Annotated in this window: 18 protein-coding genes and 3 tRNA genes; 16 read left to right on the forward strand and 5 right to left on the reverse strand. The window is 57.5% G+C overall.

Features of this window, described 5'->3' with window-relative positions:
- The 4 genes from uvrC (at position 1) to ABYM29_RS03280 (ending at position 2,738) form a co-directional block, all read left to right on the forward strand.
- A complete protein-coding gene (gene uvrC / locus ABYM29_RS03265; protein ID WP_372862059.1) occupies positions 1 to 1,836 on the forward strand; it encodes an excinuclease ABC subunit UvrC in 1,836 nt (611 codons plus the stop codon).
- A gap of 42 nt (positions 1,837 to 1,878) precedes the next feature.
- A complete protein-coding gene (pgsA, locus tag ABYM29_RS03270; RefSeq protein WP_372862062.1) occupies positions 1,879 to 2,445 on the forward strand; it encodes a CDP-diacylglycerol--glycerol-3-phosphate 3-phosphatidyltransferase in 567 nt (188 codons plus the stop codon).
- Positions 2,446 to 2,554: 109 nt separating this feature from the next.
- A tRNA-Gly gene (locus ABYM29_RS03275) sits at positions 2,555 to 2,630 on the forward strand.
- A gap of 34 nt (positions 2,631 to 2,664) precedes the next feature.
- Positions 2,665 to 2,738 (forward strand) — tRNA-Cys (locus ABYM29_RS03280).
- A gap of 38 nt (positions 2,739 to 2,776) precedes the next feature.
- Here ABYM29_RS03280 and ABYM29_RS03285 read toward each other — a convergent pair.
- From ABYM29_RS03285 to ABYM29_RS03300, 4 genes are all read right to left on the reverse strand, one after another.
- A complete protein-coding gene (locus ABYM29_RS03285; protein ID WP_372862065.1) occupies positions 2,777 to 3,376 on the reverse strand; it encodes a hypothetical protein in 600 nt (199 codons plus the stop codon).
- A gap of 172 nt (positions 3,377 to 3,548) precedes the next feature.
- Positions 3,549 to 4,565 carry an ACR3 family arsenite efflux transporter gene (gene arsB / locus ABYM29_RS03290; RefSeq protein ID WP_372862067.1) on the reverse strand — a complete coding sequence of 339 codons (1,017 nt, stop codon included), beginning with the start codon at positions 4,563 to 4,565 and terminating at the stop codon, positions 3,549 to 3,551.
- A gap of 2 nt (positions 4,566 to 4,567) precedes the next feature.
- On the reverse strand, positions 4,568 to 5,059 hold the full coding sequence (locus tag ABYM29_RS03295; RefSeq protein WP_372862069.1) for an arsenate reductase ArsC: 492 nt from the start codon (positions 5,057 to 5,059) through the stop codon (positions 4,568 to 4,570).
- A gap of 26 nt (positions 5,060 to 5,085) precedes the next feature.
- The gene (locus ABYM29_RS03300) at positions 5,086 to 5,409 is read right to left on the reverse strand and encodes a metalloregulator ArsR/SmtB family transcription factor (protein ID WP_372862072.1); all 324 of its coding nucleotides are present in this window, start codon (positions 5,407 to 5,409) and stop codon (positions 5,086 to 5,088) included.
- Positions 5,410 to 5,573: 164 nt separating this feature from the next.
- On the opposite strand from ABYM29_RS03300, the gene ABYM29_RS03305 reads away from it, so the two are divergent.
- From ABYM29_RS03305 to ABYM29_RS03350, 10 genes are all read left to right on the forward strand, one after another.
- Positions 5,574 to 5,939 (forward strand): hypothetical protein, encoded by a 366-nt coding sequence (locus ABYM29_RS03305; protein WP_372862074.1) that lies wholly within the window; start codon positions 5,574 to 5,576, stop codon positions 5,937 to 5,939.
- Between the two features lie 23 nt (positions 5,940 to 5,962).
- Positions 5,963 to 8,362: a CFI-box-CTERM domain-containing protein gene (locus tag ABYM29_RS03310; RefSeq protein WP_372862076.1), complete on the forward strand. Its 2,400-nt coding sequence runs from the start codon at positions 5,963 to 5,965 to the stop codon at positions 8,360 to 8,362.
- An 84-nt stretch (positions 8,363 to 8,446) separates the two neighbouring features.
- Positions 8,447 to 8,533: transfer RNA gene (locus tag ABYM29_RS03315), tRNA-Leu, on the forward strand.
- An 83-nt stretch (positions 8,534 to 8,616) separates the two neighbouring features.
- Positions 8,617 to 9,291 (forward strand): outer membrane beta-barrel protein, encoded by a 675-nt coding sequence (locus ABYM29_RS03320; protein WP_372862078.1) that lies wholly within the window; start codon positions 8,617 to 8,619, stop codon positions 9,289 to 9,291.
- A gap of 170 nt (positions 9,292 to 9,461) precedes the next feature.
- The gene (locus ABYM29_RS03325; RefSeq protein WP_372862080.1) at positions 9,462 to 9,968 is read left to right on the forward strand and encodes a (2Fe-2S)-binding protein; all 507 of its coding nucleotides are present in this window, start codon (positions 9,462 to 9,464) and stop codon (positions 9,966 to 9,968) included.
- Positions 9,965 to 12,127 (forward strand): molybdopterin cofactor-binding domain-containing protein, encoded by a 2,163-nt coding sequence (locus ABYM29_RS03330; RefSeq protein WP_372862082.1) that lies wholly within the window; start codon positions 9,965 to 9,967, stop codon positions 12,125 to 12,127. Before ABYM29_RS03325 ends, ABYM29_RS03330 begins: the two co-directional genes overlap by 4 nt.
- A gap of 100 nt (positions 12,128 to 12,227) precedes the next feature.
- The gene (locus ABYM29_RS03335) at positions 12,228 to 13,340 is read left to right on the forward strand and encodes an MBL fold metallo-hydrolase (RefSeq protein WP_372862085.1); all 1,113 of its coding nucleotides are present in this window, start codon (positions 12,228 to 12,230) and stop codon (positions 13,338 to 13,340) included.
- Positions 13,341 to 13,769: an HIT family protein gene (locus ABYM29_RS03340; protein ID WP_372862087.1), complete on the forward strand. Its 429-nt coding sequence runs from the start codon at positions 13,341 to 13,343 to the stop codon at positions 13,767 to 13,769.
- A 111-nt stretch (positions 13,770 to 13,880) separates the two neighbouring features.
- Positions 13,881 to 14,750: an amidohydrolase family protein gene (locus ABYM29_RS03345; protein ID WP_372862090.1), complete on the forward strand. Its 870-nt coding sequence runs from the start codon at positions 13,881 to 13,883 to the stop codon at positions 14,748 to 14,750.
- An 88-nt stretch (positions 14,751 to 14,838) separates the two neighbouring features.
- Positions 14,839 to 15,282 carry a nuclear transport factor 2 family protein gene (locus ABYM29_RS03350; protein ID WP_372862092.1) on the forward strand — a complete coding sequence of 148 codons (444 nt, stop codon included), beginning with the start codon at positions 14,839 to 14,841 and terminating at the stop codon, positions 15,280 to 15,282.
- An 11-nt stretch (positions 15,283 to 15,293) separates the two neighbouring features.
- On the opposite strand, the gene ABYM29_RS03355 is transcribed toward ABYM29_RS03350, so the two are convergent.
- The gene (locus ABYM29_RS03355) at positions 15,294 to 17,153 is read right to left on the reverse strand and encodes a cation:proton antiporter (protein ID WP_372862094.1); all 1,860 of its coding nucleotides are present in this window, start codon (positions 17,151 to 17,153) and stop codon (positions 15,294 to 15,296) included.
- Between the two features lie 130 nt (positions 17,154 to 17,283).
- Between ABYM29_RS03355 and ABYM29_RS03360 the strand changes: the two genes are divergently transcribed.
- Both ABYM29_RS03360 and rdgC read left to right on the forward strand, forming a co-directional pair.
- On the forward strand, positions 17,284 to 18,915 hold the full coding sequence (locus ABYM29_RS03360) for a hypothetical protein (RefSeq protein ID WP_372862096.1): 1,632 nt from the start codon (positions 17,284 to 17,286) through the stop codon (positions 18,913 to 18,915).
- 76 nt (positions 18,916 to 18,991) lie between these two features.
- The gene (gene rdgC, locus ABYM29_RS03365; protein WP_372862098.1) at positions 18,992 to 19,921 is read left to right on the forward strand and encodes a recombination-associated protein RdgC; all 930 of its coding nucleotides are present in this window, start codon (positions 18,992 to 18,994) and stop codon (positions 19,919 to 19,921) included.
- Positions 19,922 to 19,932 lie beyond the last annotated feature (11 nt).

Below are 19,932 nucleotides of genomic sequence, written 5' to 3' on the forward strand. Positions count from 1 at the left end.
ATGTCGTCTTCGCAAAAGTTTGACCACCAGCGCTTCTTAAAGACTGTCACTCAGAAAGCCGGTGTGTACGTCATGCTGAACGAGGCTGGCGAAGTACTGTACGTGGGCAAGGCAAAGAATTTGCGCAATCGCCTCGGCAGTTATTTTCGCGCCTCGGGCCTGAGCAATAAGACGATGGCCTTGGTGTCGAGGATTTTTCAGATCGAGGTCACCGTGACGGCGACCGAGAGCGAAGCGCTGCTGCTTGAGCAAAATCTCATCAAGCAGTATCGGCCGCCCTATAATATTTTGCTGCGCGACGACAAATCCTACCCTTATATTTACCTAAGTAGTGACCAGCAGCACCCCAGGCTGAGCATGCAGCGGGGCGCAAAGCGGGGAAAAGGTCAGTACTTTGGCCCCTATCCCAGCGCCGGTGCAGTGCGCGAGAGTTTAAGCTGGCTGCAGAAGGTGTTTAAGGTGCGTCAGTGTGAAGACAGCTACTACCGCAATCGCAGCCGTCCCTGTTTGCAATACCAAATCGGCCGCTGCAGTGCGCCCTGCGTGGGCAACATCAGCGATCAGGAATACGCCCGGGATGTGCAGCACACAGAATTGTTTTTAAGTGGCAAGAGTGCGGCTTTGCAGCAGGCGTTGGCCGATGACATGGAGCGCTGCGCTGAGGCGCTGGAGTTTGAAAAGGCCGCCGAACTGCGCGACCGCATTGGCTATTTGCAGCAGGTGCAAGCCAGTCAGTGTATCGAGGGCGAGGACGGCGATCTGGACATTATCGCCGGCGTATTGCAAGCCGGGCTGTGTTGTATACAGCTGCTGTCGGTGCGCGCGGGGCGGGTGTTGGGCAGTCGCAGCTACTTTCCCAAGAGCTTGTTGGAAGAGACTGTAGACAGCCACGTTGAGGCATTTATCGCCCAGCACTATTTGACTGGCAGCGGTGCGGTCGATTTACCAAAAGAGCTGGTGCTTAATGTCGAGCTAGCAGACGCAGCGCTGCTGGCGGGCAGCTTGAGTGAACAAGCGGGCAGGCAGGTTGCGATTGTCCACCGGGTACGCAGCCGGCGGGCCAAGTGGCAGCAGCTGGCAATCACTGCCGCCGAGCAAAATTTGCGGAATCGATTGGCGGCCAGTGAAAGTATGGCGGGGCGTTATCGCGCCTTACAGGAGCTTTTAGAGCTGGATAATTTGCCGTCGCGGCTGGAGTGCTTTGACATCAGTCACAGCAGCGGCGAGGCTACCGTGGCGTCCTGTGTGGTGTTTGACGACAACGGGCCGCTGAAGGCCGATTATCGGCGTATGAATATCGATGGCGTGGCTGCCGGCGATGACTATGCGGCGATGCGGCAGGCGCTGAGCCGGCGCTACAGACGTGTTGCCAGTGGCGAGGTGCCGCGCCCGGATATCTTGTTCATTGATGGTGGCAAGGGGCAGCTAAATCAGGCGCTAAGGGTGTTGGCCGAGCTGGAAATCAGTGAATTGCTGACCATCGGGGTTGCCAAGGGCGCGGACCGTCGCGCTGGCCTAGAAGTGTTGATCCGCGGGGACACCGGGCGAGAATTGACACTGGCTGACAACAGCCCGGCGCTGCATTTGATACAACATATCCGCGATGAGTCTCACCGTTTCGCTATCGGGGGGCACAAAGCTCGCCGCGATAAGGCTCGCCGTCAGTCGGGCCTGGAGGCTATTCCCGGCGTGGGGGCCAAGCGGCGCCGAGAACTGCTGCGGCATTTTGGCGGTTTGCAAGGCGTGCGCAAGGCCAGTGTGGCCGATTTGTGTCGCGTGCCGGGGATCAGTGAAAAAATCGCCCGGGAAATCTATGAAGGACTGCGCGGGGCGTAGAAAAGCCCTAGAATAGCGCGACTTGATGTAAATGAGATGCTTATGAATATACCCAATGCCCTTACGCTGTTTCGAATCGCACTGATCCCGGTGTTTGTTGTACTGTTTTATCTGCCGTTCCCCGGCAGTTACCTCGTTACAGCGGCGGTGTTTGCATTGGCGGGGGTCACCGATTGGCTGGATGGTTATTTGGCGCGCAAGCTTGGCCAGTCGACGCCGCTGGGAGCGTTTTTAGACCCGGTGGCTGACAAACTGATGGTCGCGGTAGCCCTGGCGCTGCTAATCGAGCGCTACGACAGTGTGTGGTTTACGCTGCCGGCGATCATTATTATCGGCCGAGAAATTGTAATTTCAGCGCTTCGCGAGTGGATGGCCGAGCTGGGTAAGCGTACCAGTGTTGCCGTGTCGTACTTGGGTAAAGTGAAAACCACTGCTCAGATTGTTGCCATTATCGGTCTGTTGATGATGCCTCCGGTGCCGGCAAGTCTCTGGTATCAGGCGAATATGCTGTGCTTGTATGTCGCGGCCTTGCTGACGCTGTGGTCGATGTTGATTTACCTTCATGCGGCGTGGCCGGATCTGCGTGGCAGTGAGGCTGAGGATGCGTAAAAAAATCCGATAAATCAGCAACTTTCCTTGACAGTTAGCGGCCAGCAGCTAGAATAGGCGCCTTCTTGAGTTGCCGTCCCCAGCAGGGGTGCAGGGAACTCAGAATGTTGCGGGAATAGCTCAGTTGGTAGAGCGCAACCTTGCCAAGGTTGAGGTCGCCGGTTCGAACCCGGTTTCCCGCTCCAAGTACTTAGCGGTCTTTCGATCGCAGGTATCAAAGGCGCGGTGGCAGAGTGGTCATGCAGCGGACTGCAACTCCGTGTACGCCGGTTCGATTCCGACCCGCGCCTCCATTTTCCTTCCCTTGATTTTTCGTTAGCGCAAGCGCGGGTTATTTCGCGCGGGCTTTTACCGTGTCCAATGGCTGTACGTCGGCGGTTTGGCTTTGGTAGCTCTGCCTAAATTGCTCCCAGCTCATCGGCATCTTCTGGCGCCAGCGCCCGGGCAGATTGCTCAGCGGAATGGCCAGGCCATTGCTCTCGCGCCAAAACAACCAGTCGCAGTGCAGGTGAGGGGTGAGGCGGTCGGCAATTTGTGCGGCAGCTGTACTCAATTTCAGGCCGCGCAGGTCGCTGCGCTTCATGGTGATGGTCTCGAGCAGAGACAAGTCTTCACTCAGCGCAAACAATATGGCCGCGCGCTCCCCGCGTTCAAAGCGCGAGATCAAAAAGCTGGCTTCAGAGATATTGCTCAGCGGGTCGGGCAGCAGCTGGCTGCCACTTTTCACCCAGCCGTTGTGCTCAGCTTGCTCTGCGGCGATTTGCAGGCGGTGAAAGGCGTCGTGGCGCGCACTGGCGCCGTCCATCAGTTCAATGCGATTGAGACAGCTCTGGACCTCATTGAGCGGAATCTCTTCCAGGCGCACATCGTAAAAGCCAGATTTTTCAAAGCAGCCTAGGTCGACAAAGCAGTTCATATCTGAGAAACGCATGGGGTATTCCGCCTTTTTGATCTAACGGTTTTATTATGTGTCTGGCCTGGCGCAAGAACAAACGCAGATACGTGTTTTTCCCTATTGTTACAAAAAAGTGTGCGCTGTGTCTCGTTTTGATTTCGGCTAGTTGCGCCAAATTTGCCGCTAAATGTCATGAAATTCGCTTATGTTAACTAGTGTAAAGCGGAAAGGCGGTTCGGCTGCGATTTGCGAAGGCGACGAGTGACAGCATCACCGGCACCTCGACTAACACGCCGACAACCGTGGCAAGTGCGGCGGCGGAGTGCAGGCCAAATAGCGAAATTGCCACGGCCACGGCTAGTTCAAAAAAGTTGGATGTGGCGATCATACTGGCGGGGGCGGCGATGTTATGTGGCAGGCCCATTCGCCAGGCCGCGAAATACGCCAGCGCAAAGATGCCGTAGGTTTGTAGGATTAGCGGCAGGGCGATCAAAGCAATATTCAGTGGTCGGCTGATAATGACGTCGGCCTGAAAACCGAAGAGCAGGGCGACGGTGGCCAGCAGTCCGGCCATGGACCAGGGTTTGAGTTGGCGCGTGAGTCGCTGTAGAGATGCTTCGCTGAGGGCTCTGCGCGTCGCCAGGCCGGCCAATAGCGGGAGCAGCACGTATAGCGCGCTTGATAACAGCAGGGTTTGCCAGGGAATAACGATGGCATTCAGGCCCAGCAGCAGTGCGCAAAGCGGGGCGAAAAGCAGCACCATCACGATGTCGTTGAGCGAAACCTGTACCAGCGTATAAGCGGGGTCGCCGTCTGTTAGCTGGCTCCACACGAAGACCATCGCGGTACAGGGCGCGACGCCGAGTAGGATCATGCCGGCTATATATTCACTGGCGGTCTGCGGGTCGACGAGGTCGGCAAATAGGTAATCGAAAAAAAGTGTCGCGATGGCAGCCATGCTAAAGGGCTTGATTAGCCAATTTACCACCAGGGTTAGCGCCAGGCCGCGGGGCCGTTTGCCCACGTTGCGCAGTGACGCAAAATCAATGTGCAGCATCATTGGGTAGATCATCAGCCAGATCAGCGCGGCGATCACCAGGTTAACGTGGGCGAATTCCAGGTCGGCGATGACGGTGAAGGGGGTGGGGTATGCGTTGCCGGCAACGACACCGACGGCGATGGCGATGGCGACCCACAGGCTGAGATAGCGTTCAAATGTACCCACGGTTAGTTGCTCCCTTGGTTGCTGATATCGGCGCTGAGGGCGGCAAAGGCGGCGGGCCACTGTTGTCGCGGCAGCTTGGCCAGTTGTGCGCTGCGCATGGCCTCTAAGCGGTGTTGGATAATCGCGATGCACTGGTTAAATGCCGCGTCGATTTGCTGCTCACTGCCGTCGCATTTGGAGGGGTCGCTAAGCCCCCAGTGGATGCGCAGCGTATCGCTGAGCCACAGCGGGCAGGCTTCGCCGTTGGCGCTGTCGCAAACGGTGATCACCACGTCGGGTGTGAAGTCGCCGAGGTCGTGCCAGGATTTGCTGTTTAAGGTGCTGACGCCAATGCCTCGCGCCTGCAGGTGTTCCAGGCTTTTGGCGTGGACTTCACCACTGGGGGCGCTACCGGCGCTGGCGGCCCGGTAGTCTGGGTCGGCGAGGGCGTTGGTTAGCGCCTCGCAGAGAATGCTGCGGCAGCGGTTGTGGGTGCAGACATATAATAAATTCATTGCGGGCTCTCTTTGCAGTCGGCGGATTAGCAGCCGCTGGTATCGGCGAGCCTTGCCAGCTCGGTGCGGGTGTAGCTGGGTTCGGCAGCCAGGGCTTCATCGATAATTAGCGTTGCCCAAGCGGGCAGTTGGGGGTGTAGCCGGTAGTACACCCATTTGCCGCGGCGATCATCTACCACGAGTTGGCAACGCTTGAGTTCGGCGAGGTGGCGAGACACCTTGGGCTGGCTCATGGCCAGCGCGCAAGTCAAATCGCAAACGCATAGTTCGCCGGCGCGCCGAATGAGCAGCAGGCTTTTGAGTCGGGTTTCCTCGGACAGACATTTAAACAGTTGCAGGGTGCTGATCATGGCGCTTCCTAGTCATTGGCGGCCATTATATATGGAATATCATATGTGTATAGCTTCACGGCTGCGTAAATCCCGTACTGCGCTGCAACAACAGGGGCATTATCCTTTTCTTGTGCGCTGTGTAATAGCGGTAGATTCGAATGCCTGTGATATTGAAAATATTAGTGTCTTTAGGCTTTTCGCTAATGATTGGCGGTGGCTGGCTGTTCGCCTGCTCGACTCAGGAGCCGGCGGCGCAGCTGCGCGCCCAGCAAGCGTCTTGGCGCGCAGCGACGTTTTATTCTCCGGGGCTGCGCCAGCAATTGGCGCAGGACAATGGCGCTGAATTATTTAATGGCGGGCGGCGGTTTATCGTGCATTATCGAGCGGGGAGCACGGCGACCTTGCTTGAGAGGCTGGCGCTCGAAGGCTACGCTGTAGAGACAGTGAACACCGCATTTCAGCAATTAATTTTGCGGTTGGACAATAAAAATCAACTCGAAAATTTACAAGGGATAGAGGCTATTGTCATAGTGTCTCTAGCCAAGTAGTTCGCGTTAACCGAGACACGTTTATGACGACAATCCAGACCAGGCTGCGGTGGTTTACCGTGGTGATGCCGGCAATATTGGCCCTGTGTGGCCCGGCTTGGTTGTGGGCCGATGTGGATGGCCGCTCGGCAGCGGCATCGCGTTTGGGGAGTCATTTGCGGGACATGCTGCGTGAACGCCAGGCGACTCCCAGTGCCGAGCCTTCGGGGCTGTTGCGCAAAATGCGCAACGAGCTGCAGGCTGGCCGTATGCCGGTGGTGCTCAGGCTTGATGCTGCGGGCCTCTCTGCTGAGCACTTGCGCAGTGAGTTGGCTGCGATCGATACACTGCAATTACATTATTTAAGTAGTGACTTGCGCTGGGCACGGGCGACCGTGGGCGATGCGGCGGCATTGGCGGCGCTAGCGGCCCAGCCGTGGTTGGCGACCGCCGACTACGCGCCGCCACCGATTTTGCGCCGTGGTGCGGCGCGCAGCCGTGCAGGCGTGGCGCTGCGCAGCGAGCAGTTGGCTGCCAGCGCAAGTGTCGATGGCAGTGGCCAGACCGTTGGCGTTATCTCGGACAGTTTCGCGCATACCGCCGGGGTGCGCAGCGAAAACACCACGCCGTCGATTGGCGTTGCCGGAAGTCTGGTTGACAGCCGCCCTCAGAATAGCGGTGATCTGCCGGCAGTCGTGCAGATACTCAATGACAGCAGTCGTGACAACAACGGCAATTTTAGCGGTAGCGACGAAGGCGCGGCGATGGCCGAGTTGATCTACGACGTGGCGCCGGGTGCGGGCCTGATGTTCCACACCGCTGGCGGCAGTCGGCGTGAGTTCGCCGATGCTATCGACACGCTGTGTCGCGGCGGCGCCACCGTCGTGGTCGACGATGTGTTATTTCTGACCGAGGCCAGCTATCAGGATGACTTGCCGGCCATTGCCGCTAGGCGTTGTGTGCAGGCCGGCATTCCCTATCTGAGCGCGGTGGGTAACGATGGCGATCAGGGGCAGCGATTTGTCTATCGCGACAGCAATGCACAGATCGCCGATCCCGCCAGCCGCGACGCGCCGATCGGAAACGATTTGCACAATTGGTCCGCTAATGGCGACGACCGTTTTATGGCGGTAACCCTGCCGGCATTCTCGCAAATGTATGTTTTGCTAAATTGGAATCAGCCCAATGCCAGTGTCAATGCCAATAGGGGGGCGCAGGTCGACTTAGATTTATACGCTACCACCGCGGACGAGGTGGCGGCGCTGGATATCGATAATCCCGGCTTCTATGGCCGCGGTGCCAACGTTCAGGGCAGCACGGGGGCGCCCTTTGGTGACGCCGTGGAATATGTATTGCTCGAGACCGGCGCCCGCAGCGTCACCTACTATTTAGCGGTTGAGCATGTTGCGGGGAGTCAGGGTGACATCCCTCAGCAGCCGGGGGTGCCATTGGAATTTCGCCTGCTCTATACCGGCGCTGTTCCCCTGGATATAGAGTACGACTTTAACGCGCCCAGCAGCTGGGGGCACGCGCTGGCCGAGGGCATAGCCGCCGTTGCCGCGGTGGCTTGGTGGGAGTCACCGGAATACGTGCCCAGCTTTTATACCAGTGTGGGTATCGACCCTGAGCCCTTTACCTCCCGTGGCGGCACACAGCACCTGCAGTTCGATGACGATGGCAACTACCAACTCGCCGAACGGCGGCCGCCACACTTTGCCGCTGTGGACGGTAACAACACCACCTTTCTCGGGTCGCCGTCAACGAGCTCGGCGCCAGAGGACGGCGAGCCCGATGACTTTCCTAATTTTTTTGGCACCTCTGCGGCGGCCCCGAACGCGGCGGGAGTCTTTGCGTTGCTGTTAGAGGCCTTTCCGGGGGCGACCCCCGAGCAACTTATAGCCGCAGTTAGGGATAGTGCTATCGACGTCAATGGCCTGCGAGCGGAGGTCGGTGTCGACGACGTGTCTGGCAGTGGCCTGCTCGATGCCAGCGCTGCCGGCCTGTTACTGGAGCAACGGCTTGGCAGCGGCGGCACCGGCACCGAGGGGAGTGACGGCGGTGGCAGCAGCGGCAACAGTGGCAGCGGCGCAGGCAGTGAGTCCGACGCCAAAGCGCCCAATGACGGCGGCTGCTTCATTGCCACGGCGGCTTACGGTAGTTTCTTGGCGGAAGATGTCGAATTGCTACGCCATTTTCGCGACCGTGTTTTACTGCGCTTTGATCTGGGGCGACAATTTGTACAGCTGTATTACCACTATTCACCGCCCCTGGCCGACGCCATTGCTGAGCGGGCTTGGGCGCGTGGCGCGGTGCGCGCCGGTTTGTTGCCATTGGTGCTTGGCATTCGTTACCCCTTGCTCAGCGCGGCGACCTTGTTGCTGCTACTCGCCGGGCTGCGTTACCGCCGTAGTCGGCGCCCGCAGAAAGCACTAAACCTTGTCTAAGGCGTTGTTTTTGTGAGGCCTAGCCAGTAGAATCGTCCGCCTTCACACCACCGCATGCGCGCCTCAGTGCAATTGCCGGTCACTGCCCGAGTGGTGAAATTGGTAGACACAAGAGACTTAAAATCTCTCGACCTCACGGTCGTGCCGGTTCGATTCCGGCCTCGGGCACCAATCCACTGATTCCCAGCGCATTCAGCGTTTATTCAGTTAGTCCTCACCATACTGTCGCTATCATTCATTACTGGAGTAGCGCCATGAAGCCGCTATCGATTGGTTTGGTTATCGCTATCAGCATGGGCTCGGCTGCGGCATCAGCTGAGCATCTTGTACATTCTCATCGCGGTTACGGCAGTTCACCCAATTTTTATGTGTTTGGTGGCTTGGGGGCGTCGGAATTTGATACCGATGCTGGCGACATTCGCTACAGCTTCGGCGATGGCTCGCTGCACGATATTACTGTGGACAATCAATCGACGGCGGCACGGTTTGGCTTCGGGCTGATGCTTAACGAGGCGGTGTCCATAGAGCTGGGGTATGCCAGTCTGGGTGAGCTGGGTGCAGATGCGCGTTCCGACGGTAGCCGGGTGCTGAATAATGGCTACGCGGCGGGGCCGGTGGATATCGAAGGTGATGTCGATGGAGGCTTCTTCGGCGTGCGCTTGCATACGCCCATGTCTGAGCCGGCCTCGGCCTTTGTCCGCGCCGGTTTGTATGGCTGGAATATGGAAGGGCGGGTGGAAGACAGCAGTCGCAGTGGTCGTTTTTTGCTTGAGGGCAGCGACGTCTATATGGGCGTGGGCTTCATGATGGCGCTGTCGCCGTCGGCGGGGGTTTCTCTGTCTTATGACTATTACATGCTGGAGGACGACAGTCGCGCCTTTGAGTCGGCCGCCGATGTCTTATCGGTGGATTTGCTGCTGGCGTTTTAATTATAAATAGCCGTTGTAATCAGCGGATTGGCGCTTTTTCGCCGCAAAGTCGGGTAATTATGAACAAGCTGTAATGGGGTTGTGCCTCAGCTTTCTCCATAATCGGGTGATTAATAAAAGATTGCTCGACTGCGATGGTAGCAGATCGTCGGCACGACAACGGAGAAAGTATGGCAAGCCTAGCATTTACGCTCAATGGTAAGGCGATTCAACTCGATGTCGACCCAAGCACACCGCTGCTGTGGGTGATACGTGATGAATTGGCGATGACGGGTACCAAGTTTGGTTGCGGCATGGGTTTGTGTGGCGCCTGTACCGTGCACTTAAATGGCGCGCCCATTCGCAGCTGCAGTTTTCCCGTGCAGGCGGCTGCCGGTCAGAAAATCACCACGATTGAAGGTTTGATCGGCGACAGCGGCGCCTTGCACCCGGTTCAGGAGGCGTGGCTTTCCCTGAATGTTCCCCAGTGCGGCTACTGTCAGTCCGGCCAAATTATGTCGGCGGTGGCGCTGTTGGAGAGTAATCCCACGCCCAGTGATGAGGACATTGACACGGCGATGGCGGGCAATATCTGCCGCTGTGGCACCTATCCAAAGATTCGCGCGGCGATTCATGCGGCGGCCCAGGTTGTGCAGCAGTTCGATCCACGTCAATCCGTGCAGGAGTCCCAGTCATGAGTGTGAGCCGCAGAGGATTCATCAAGGGTGGTGCGGCTGTCGCGGGCTCGCTGTGTGTCGGGGTGCAGTTGTCCGGTTGTGCGCCGGTGCCCTTGCCCCATGCTTCAGGACGCGATTTACAGCCGAATGCATTTATACAGTTGAGCCCGGAAGGGGTTTTTACCCTGCAGTTACACAAGGCGGAAATGGGGCAGGGCACCTATACCGGCATGGCGACGCTGGTTGCTGAAGAGCTCAATATGCCTCCCGAAATGTTGAATATTGAGCAGGCGCATTTCCACCCGGAGTTTATCGACCCCGATTTTTACGTGATGTTGACCGGCGGTAGTTCGTCGATACGTACCAGCTACGAACCCTTGCGCAAGGCGGCGGCCAGTCTCGCCTATTTATTGCGCAGTGCAGCAGCGCAGCAGTTGGGGCGCGACCTGGCTGAGGTCGCGCTGCGCGACGGCAAACTCTATCACGGCGAAACGGTGATCGAGCCCGGCAGTGTGATAGAGGCAGCCCGGGGCTTGTCGCTGCCAGAGGATGTGCCGCTAAAGCCGGCGGTAGACCACCGTTTTGTTGGCCGTCATAACGCTCGTCTGGATGCGCGTGGCAAGGTGACCGGCGAGGCAATGTTCGGCCTCGATGTGCAGTATCCCGGCGCGCTGAGTGCCGTATTAGTGCGCTGCCCACATTTTGGCGGCACGCTTAAATCCTTCGATGCCAGTGCGGCTGAGGCCAGCGCCGGGGTAGTTCAGGTGTTGGAGGTCGACGGCGCGGTGGCGGTGTTGGCGGGCAATTACTGGCAGGCCCGCCAAGCTGCCGGTAAATTGACGGTCGAGTGGCATAAAGGCCCGCTTGCGGGGGTAAGTAGCAAGGGTTTACGCGCCCAGCGGCACGAGTTGGCCCGCAGCGAAGCCGGCAAGCTTGTGGAAGAGCTGGGCGAGGCCAGTGCGGCGACTGGTGAGCGTATCGAGGCCTTTTACGATGTGCCCTATATGGCGCATGCGACGATGGAGCCGATGAATGCTCTGGCAGTGGTTGACGACCGTGGCGTGCAGATCTGGTCGGGCATGCAGGGGCTGCAATTGGTGTTAGATGCGGTGGCTAGGGCCACGGGCTTTAGCCAGTCGCAGATTACGCTACACAATCAATTTTTGGGTGGTGGCTTTGGCCGTCGTATTCAAACGGATTACGTAGTGGAAGCCGCACGCATAGCGCAGTTGTCGGGTAAGCCGGTGCGTTTGGTATGGAGTCGCGAAGACGATACCCGTCATGATTTCTATCGACCCAATGCCACGGCCTTAATGGCGGCGACTGTCGACGGTGACCGAGTAAGCAGCCTGCAAATTAAAGCGGTGGCACCAAGTATTTTCGGTCAGTTCATGCCGGTAATGACTCGCACCCTATTGCCTAAATGGCTGCCTTCTATCGTGCATGATGGTATCGGCAATATGATGGCCGACAGTGACCCATCGGCGGTGGAAGGGCTGATCCACACGCCCTATCAATTTCCCTATAAGCGCAGTAATTATGTGATGCAGGAAGTGACGGCGCCACTGGGATACTGGCGGTCGGTTGGGCATTCGCAAAACGCCTTCTTTATTGAAAGTTTTATTGATGAGTTAGCACAGCGTACCGGCCAAAATCCCTTGGATTTTCGTTTGGCGAATATGGATAAGGCGTCGCGCCATTACCAGGTACTCACCAAGGTCGCCGAGCTTGCCGACTGGGGTAATGCCCCGGCTGGTCAGCACCAGGGGATAGCGGTGCACGAGTCATTTGGCAGCGTCGTGGCGCAGGTGGTGAATGCGTCGGTGAGCGCTGGTGAGGTGAGAGTGCACAAGGTGGTCTGCGTGGTGGACTGTGGCCAGGTGATCAACCCGGATATTGTAGTGATGCAAATGCAAAGTGGTATTAACTTTGGCCTAACCGCTGCGCTTAAAGGTGAGATCACCCTGGAAGATGGCGCGGTGCAGCAGAGTAATTTTCACGACTACCAAATGTTGCGCATCAACGAGGCGCCGGAAATCCTTGTGCATTTGCTGCCGAGCAGTAACCCTCCCAGCGGGGTTGGCGAGCCCGGTACGCCGCCGGTGGCACCGGCGCTGGCCAATGCCATTTTCGCGGCGACCGGCCGGCGTTTGCGCGAATTGCCTTTGCGTTTAGCCTGAGGCTGGGCGTTGCTAACTCGGTGTTAGCAGCGCCTATGTTGTATGCTTGCTTAAAATTCTAGCTTGAATAACTCCCAAACGGCAGCGGTGGGCCGTGACTATGAGCAGATCTTCAACGACCTCTAAAGACGCTATTCGCTATCCCTTTGCTGAGCCGCCACAGAAAGGCCAGTGGATAGAGGTGGCGCGCGGCGTTTACTGGCTGCAAATGGCCCTGCCGATGGCGCTGGACCACATTAACCTCTATGTGCTTGAAGACGATGCCGGCTGGTATATCGTCGATACCGGCATGAAGTGGGGCGACACCCAAGAGCGCTGGCAGTTGTTGTTTGACGGCCCGATGGCCGACAAGCCCCTGCTTGGCGTTATTTGTACCCACATGCACCCCGACCACATCGGTCAGGCGGGTTGGCTGTGCCGCGAATACCGCGTGCCACTGTATATGAGTTTTGGCGAATACATCAGTTCGCGGGTGTTCAGCACCATGGGCCAGGGCGATTTGGAGTGGACCACCGAGCGCTATTTTCTGCGCGCCGGTATTCCCGCTGAAGTGATTGAAAAAATGCGCACTAAATTTCGCGGCTTTGGCAATATTATTGAGCCCATGCCCAAGGCCTATCAGCGCCTGAGCGACGGCCAAATTCTTAAAATCGGCGGCCGTCAGTGGCGGGTGATGACTGGCAGCGGCCACTCACCAGAGCATGTCAGTTTGTTTTGCGCTGACGACAAGCTGATGTTGTCGGGCGACCAAATTATTCCACGGATCACTTCTAATGTGAGTGTCATGCCGAGCGAGCCCGAGGCCAATCCGCTGGCAGATTGGTTTGCTGCGCTCACCCGTTTTCGCGAGGCGCTACCTGCCGACACCTTGGTGATGCCGGCTCACAATGCGCCGTTCTACGGCGTTCACTACCGCCTGGAATATTTGATCGACCACCATAAGGGTCACCTCGCTGCAGTGGAAAAAGCCTGTGAGCAGCCCAAGGCCGCCATCGAGTTGTTCGATGTATTGTTCGCCCGCAAGATCGAAATGAGCCAGATGACATTGGCGCTGGGCGAGTCGATTGCCCACCTGCATTACCTGTATTACCAAGGGCGCCTGCAGCGTGAGCTGGATGAGCAGGGCGTGTATCGCTATAGCAGTTTAGACCCCGATGGCAGCCCGTATTCCCGCTGTCCACATCAGCCCGACGATGGCCCGATGGAGGTTTGAGTGCAGGTGAGCGACTGTATTTTTTGTAGCATTATTGCCGGTGAGCTGCCCTGTTATGAGATTTATCGAGACGAGCAGCTACTGTGCTTTTTGGATATTGCGCCCGCCAGTCACGGCCACTGCTTGATCGTGCCGCGGGACCATCACGCGGATATTTTCAGTTTGCCAGATCCGCTGCTGACGGCGGTGAGTCGTTTTGCTGGGCGCTTGGCGCCACTGCTTAAACAGCATTGCGCTGCCGAGGGTATTGGCGTACATCAACTCAACGGCGCTGCCGCTGGGCAGACGGTATTTCACTATCACATGCATCTGATTCCCGCGTATCCGGGGCAGTCACGCCGGCTACACGGACGCGAACCCGGCGATGCCGAGGCACTGGCGCAAACCGCAGCAGCGCTGCGTGCAGTGCTTGCTGGCGAGGCTGCGTAGGCTCCGGATATTTGACCGATTTTGTCCATGCGCTGGCGTCTAATGCTATTGAGGCCGGGCGGCTGTGCGCCGAGAATGTAACGACTTACCGAATCATCAAGGAGCCAACCCATGCCAATACCCAGTGATATCAAGGTAGTCGACCTGATGCTGAGTGTGCCCGGGGAAGACAACAGCCAGTGGTACGAGTTTATGAAGCCGCTGCTGATGGACGAAGAAAGCCGGACCATGTTTAAAATGCCGGCCCAGTATATGTTTAAAGACATCCCTGATACTGGCAAAAAAGAAGACTATATCGCCTACACCATCGAGCAGATGGACAAGCACAATATCGACCGCGCGATGCTGGGTATTGACGATCACAACGAAGTGGCCAAAGAAGCCTACAAGCGTCACCCGGACCGCTTCTTCACCTCGCTGGAAGTCAATCCCAATAACGGCATGGATGAAGTGCGTAAGATCGTGCGCTTTCATGAGGAATACGGCATTAAGGCAGTTACCGGCTTTGCCTCTGGCCTGTGCCCGCAAGTGCCCTACAACGACAAGAAGTGGTATCCGATCTACGCCAAGCTGGTAGAGCTGGATATCCCTTTCTGCCCCTGTGTGGGTGTGCCCGGTCCGCGCTTGCCGATGGCGCCGCAGAAAGTTGAGCTGTTGGATGAAGTTTGCTGGTTCTTCCCCGAGTTGAAGGTGGTGATGCGCCACGGCGCTGAGCCCTGGGAAAAACTGGCGTGGAAGCTCATGCTCAAGTACCCCAATCTGTACTACATGACCAGCGCCTTTGCGCCCAAGCACTACCCTGAAGAAATCGTTAACTTTGCCAACAGCCGCGGCAGTGACAAAGTGATGTATGCGGGTTACTTCCCCATGGGCCTGTCCTTGGATCGCATTTTCCGCGATATGCCCAATGTGCCGTTCAAAGACGAAGTGTGGCCAAAGTTCCTCAGCGAAAACGCTCGCCGGGTGTTCAAGCTAGACTGATGTCACCCGCTTGGGTCATGCACGATAAAACGGCAGTCACTAGACTGCCGTTTTTCGTTTGTACATAACAATAATAGCGAGAGAGCTTATGGCTTTAGGTTTGCAAGAAATCTCCGACCGGCTGGAAATACAAGATTTGCTGTTCCACTATGCCGATATCATCGATCGCCAGGCGGCTGAGGAGTTGCGCGAGGTCTTTACCAGTGATGCGGCGATTGACTACAGCGCCTTCGGCGGTGCGGTGGGTGACCTGGATACGACGATTGCCTTTCTCCAAGAGGCGCTGCCGGCCTTTAGCAATACCCAGCACCTCAATGCCAATATTCAAATTCGCGTCGACGGCGATCGCGCGCAGGGCAGGGTGATGTGCTTCAACCCGATGGAAATGCCCATCGGTGATGACAAGCAGGTGTTTATGCTGGGGCTGTGGTATGTCGACGAATACCGCCGCACGGCACAGGGCTGGCGCATCTCCAGCCGCCGCGAGGAGCGCAGCTGGGTGTTCAACGTGCCGGACTTTATGGGGCTGTAAGACGGCCGGCGTTAAGCCGGTAGATTGGGTGTACTACCGTTATTTGCCGCCGCTGCCCGGTTGGCGGCATTCTCGGTCTTGGTAGCGGCTTTTTTCGCGGCTTCAGCCGCCACAAAGCTGATGATCGTGTCGCCGCTTTGCAGTCGCCGGCTGTTCTTGCTCAGCCACTCCAGCTTGCCGTTTTCAGGAATCAATGCCAGCTGAACCGCGCCTTCTGGCAGGCTCCGCAGAAATTGTGCTTCGTTGAAGCTGTCGGTGATGCTGGTTTTGCGAAAGCCCCAACCGCGGATCAGCCGCGTCCACATTTCGGCATAGGACACATTATCCGAAAATGCCGTAATGCCACGCCGGGTTTCCGGCACCTGGTGCTTTTCCCGGTCGCTGCCGCTGTCGTGGGGCTGAAATACCCGGTGGCGGCCGATATGCGGCGCGTAGTGGTTGCACACCATAGAGTTGTAGTGATTGTTACCGGTGGCGGCTAGCACGGTGTAGATATTGTCCAGCGCCATTGCCTCTTCCGCCATGTCTGACAGGACTTCCCCAAACCAGGTATCCAGGCCCTGTTGGCGGGCGCCTTGCAGGCGGCCCCACTCACTGTCGGCGATAACCACATCCTGTTTGAGATTTTTAAGCACTAGGGCCAGTTCTATCGCCCAGGGCGAAGCGCCGACAATGAGTACTCGGCCTTTGCCAGGTGAACCGAGTTTTAATAGCCGGGTTAGCGGCCCAAGGGAAAAGCCGTGGGCAATGATCGTGACAAAAATAAGCATAAATACCGCGGGTACCAAATACTTGGCATCCTCAAATCCGGCGTCGATCAGCGCCGGCGAAAAGGCGCCAGCTGATGCCGCAGCTACCACGCCACGCGGGGCGATCCAGCTGATCAATGCGCGGTCCCGCCAGTCACCATCGGCGCCGATGGTGGCGAGGTATACGGCCAGTGGCCGCACGATAAACAAGAAGGCCAACACCATTAAAATCAGTGGTAGGTGAATGGTGCGAATAGACTCCATGGTGAGCGAGGCGGTTAACACCACAAATAAAAACGACACCAGTATCAGTGTCAGGTATTCCTTAAAGCGGCGCATTTCATCCAGGCTGCGCAGGCGCATATTGCCCATGACGACGCCCATGAGGGTGGTCGCCAGTAGCCCCGATTCGTGCTGTACCAAGTCGGCCAGTGCGTAGACCGCAAGTACCGAGGCGATAATGACGGGGGCCTTTAGATACTCGGGGATCCAGCCCTGGCGGAAGCTAATGCCCAAACTGTAGGCAACGCCACCGCCGAGAGCGAACGACACCATGATGGCCAGGCTGAGACTGGCCAGGACATGCCCCAGCGCCGGCCCTTCGCCGGAGTACAGCAGGTACTGGTACACCAGCACTGCCAGCAAAACCCCAATGGGGTCGTTGATGATGCCCTCCCATTTCAAGTAAGAGGCGGTGCGCCGGTTGAGTTTGGCGTGTTTGAGCAGGGGCATAATGACTGTCGGGCCGGTGACGACTAAAATGGCGCCGAGCAATGCCGACACGCCCCAGCTAAGTTGCCCTATCCAGTGGGCGACGGCGGTGCCTATCAGCCAGGCAAATACCACGCCCAGTGAGGTGAGGCGCCGGGTGACTTTGGCGGTTTCGCGCAATTCGTGGAACTGAAGGTTGAGTCCACCCTCAAAGAGTATTATTGCGACAAACAGCGAGGTGACCGCCTGTAGGCCGTCGCCGAAGTCTTGTTGCGGTGAGATCCAGCCGCTGAGCGGCCCCAAGATCAAGCCCCCAGCGGCCAGTAGGACAATGGCTGGCAGGCGAAAGCGCCAGGCGAGCCACTGGCAGAAAATACCGAGCACTAAAATGCTGACCAAGGAGTGGGTCATAAATCATCCAATCATGTTTGTTAGGTCGCACATTGTCACGAAGCGTACCGGCAAGTAAAGCTGAGACTGAGGTCAACTACCAGGGCGAGGTTTTGCTCTATGATGGTGCAGAGTTTATAGAGAGTATGCGATGACATTATTACGGCAACAACGCAGCTATCTGGCGGCGATATTCACCCTGCTGCTACTGGTGGCTTGCGCGGGGCAGCCGACAGAGCGGGTGCTGTATGACGATGGCGCCGCTGCCGTGCTATTTAGTGGGCGAATGCAGGGTGAGGTTCCCAGTGATGGCGAGCTGCGTTTTGACAGTAACGGAACGGCGTTTGTTGGCAGTTTTGATCCCCAGGGCTTTCCCAAAGAGGGGGTGTTGCAGCAGAGCTATCTGGACAGCAATGGAGAGCGCTTACAACTCAGCCTGCGCGGAAAATTCCGCCAGCAGTCAGCTCACAAGCAGTTGCGCTTTCGCGGTCAGTTTGAATTGCGTGATAGCCAGGGCCGGCTATTGGCCGGGGCGCAAAACAGTCGTTGGTTGAGCCCCTATCCGGCGACGGTGTTTCGGGTGCCTCCGCCACTGTTCGTCATGGCCGGTGAGCAGGAATATCACCAGTATCGGCACGATATTAGCCCGGCCAGCGAGCCACGACGCTTTTTGCGGGTATACCGGCCGATGTCAGGCCCCTTCGTTGTTAAGCTGCGCTATGAAGATGGCTTGCCGCGGGGGATGGCGCAGGTGAAACGCGAGTTAAGCAGTGGTGAGCGCTATATCGTTGAGCGTCAGTATTTCAACTACCAACTGCCCGAGCGTCGCAGCCACTACTATTATTTTGAGCCCGGCAGCTTTGAGCGGGTCACGGTCGTCGGCGGTTGTGAGGCGCCGAATCTCACGGTGCCCCAGCAATTGCTCAGTGTTTATGCCTTTGACTGTGCTGGCGGTAACTTTCTCGCCTTGAGTGAGGCAATGCCGGCGTCGGTTCTCAGTATTGCCAGCGATCATCTCGATAACAGTGGCCGCTTCCACAAGATCCGCATCCACCATCACGGCAGCAGCGCAGAGTTCGACGTGGATACTGCGGCGCTATTGCAGGGCGAGTTGCGCAGTCACGGCCTGTATATGGACTGGCATTATGGTCAGTTGCGTGAGGCTTATCATGCCGACCACGGCCGGCCAGTAGGCATAGGGATAGAGCAGAAAGTTGCGGGCGAGCCGCGCTATGTGTCGCACGTGTTGGATGAGGCTTTGGGAGCGGTGCCAGATGAGGGCAAATTCTCTCAACTGAAGCTCGCAGCCAGCGCTGCGGCGACGGCCTTGGATGATGTTTTCAAGCGCAAGGCCTCGTCGGGGAGCCTCAGCGAACGCCGGGCCCGCGCCTTGCGTGAAGCGCTCAGCGAGTTGTTCGCCGCTCAGCCGCCGCTGCTGACTGGCGAATACCCGGGCTTGTTGAGCTTGTACCAACAATGGCAGCACGAGTCGCTTGCCCTGTTGCAACGGTGGCCCTGGCAGAAACGTCGCAACGCCAAAGATATCGATACATTGCGCCGGGCCCTAAAAGCTAAGCAGCAACACTATGCGGAGCAGCAGCAACAGTTGCTTGGCGAGCAGGCGCAGCGTTATTGCGCCAGCCAGGGGCAGAGTTTTGACGCCGTGCGCTGGCAGTGCAAGCTGCGCGCCGACGGGCCAATGCATGAAATCTGTCAGCGCGCTTACGGGCTTAGCCGCTGTGAGCAGATGCAGGCGCGACTGAGTGACAGCGAGGGGCAATAAGCGGCTGCTGTGGCGCTGAAAACACTCTACAATGGGCGGCTTTTGCCGCTCATTTTTTATCGGAAGTCCTGTTTATATGTGGTTTAAAAATCTGCTTGTCTATCGTTTTACCCGTCCATTTAGCACGAGTTTGGAAGAGCTTAATGAGAAATTGAGTGCGGCCGCGTTTCGGCCCTGCGGCAGTCAAGAGCAGTCGAGCTACGGTTGGAGCAAACCGCTTGGGGACGCAGGCAGTGAGTACCTGCATGCGGCCAATGGCTATGTCATGCTCTGTGCCCGGCAGCAAGAAAAAGTGTTGCCTGCGGCGGTGGTTAACGAAGTACTGGACGAGAAAGTTCGCGAGATTCAGGACCGCGATGGTCGAAAGCCAGGGCGCAAAGAGCGCAGTGATTTGAAGGACGAAATTACCTTTGACTTGTTGCCGAGGGCGTTTTCACGCTCGCGCAAGCTGTTCGCCTACATTGACATTGAGGCAGGACTGCTGTGTGTTGATAGCGCCTCCCACAAAAAGGCCGAAGACTTGCTGGCCCTGTTGCGCGAGACCTTGGGCAGTTTGCCGGTCATTCCGCTCAAGGCCAAAAATACCGCCCAGCATTCCTTAACGCAGTGGGTGAGTGGTGCCGCCCCAGCGGGTTTCGAGGTGGGCGGGGAGTGCGAACTGCGCGATAGCGCTGACGAAACCGCTGTGATTCGCGCGAAGAACCAGGACTTGTCTTCAGAGCAAATCCAGGGCCACCTGAAGTCGGGAATGTTTGTTAGCAAGCTGGCGATGAGTTGGGCGGGCGGTATTGATTTCTTGGTCGATGACCAGCTCGTTCTAAAGCGCTTGGCCTTTGGCGATTTGATCCGCGAGCGCGCCGACGATATCCATGCCGATACTGTGGCCGAGCAGTTCGATGCGGACTTCAGTATTATGACCGGAGAGTTCGCCAAATTTATCCCGGCCGTACTCGAAGCCTTTGGCGGCGAAGACCAGGCTGAGCCTGAGGCGCTGTTAAGCGCCTGAGGTTTGTGCTG

The organism is Spongiibacter sp., assembly GCF_041602295.1.
Lineage (GTDB): Bacteria > Pseudomonadota > Gammaproteobacteria > Pseudomonadales > Spongiibacteraceae > Spongiibacter.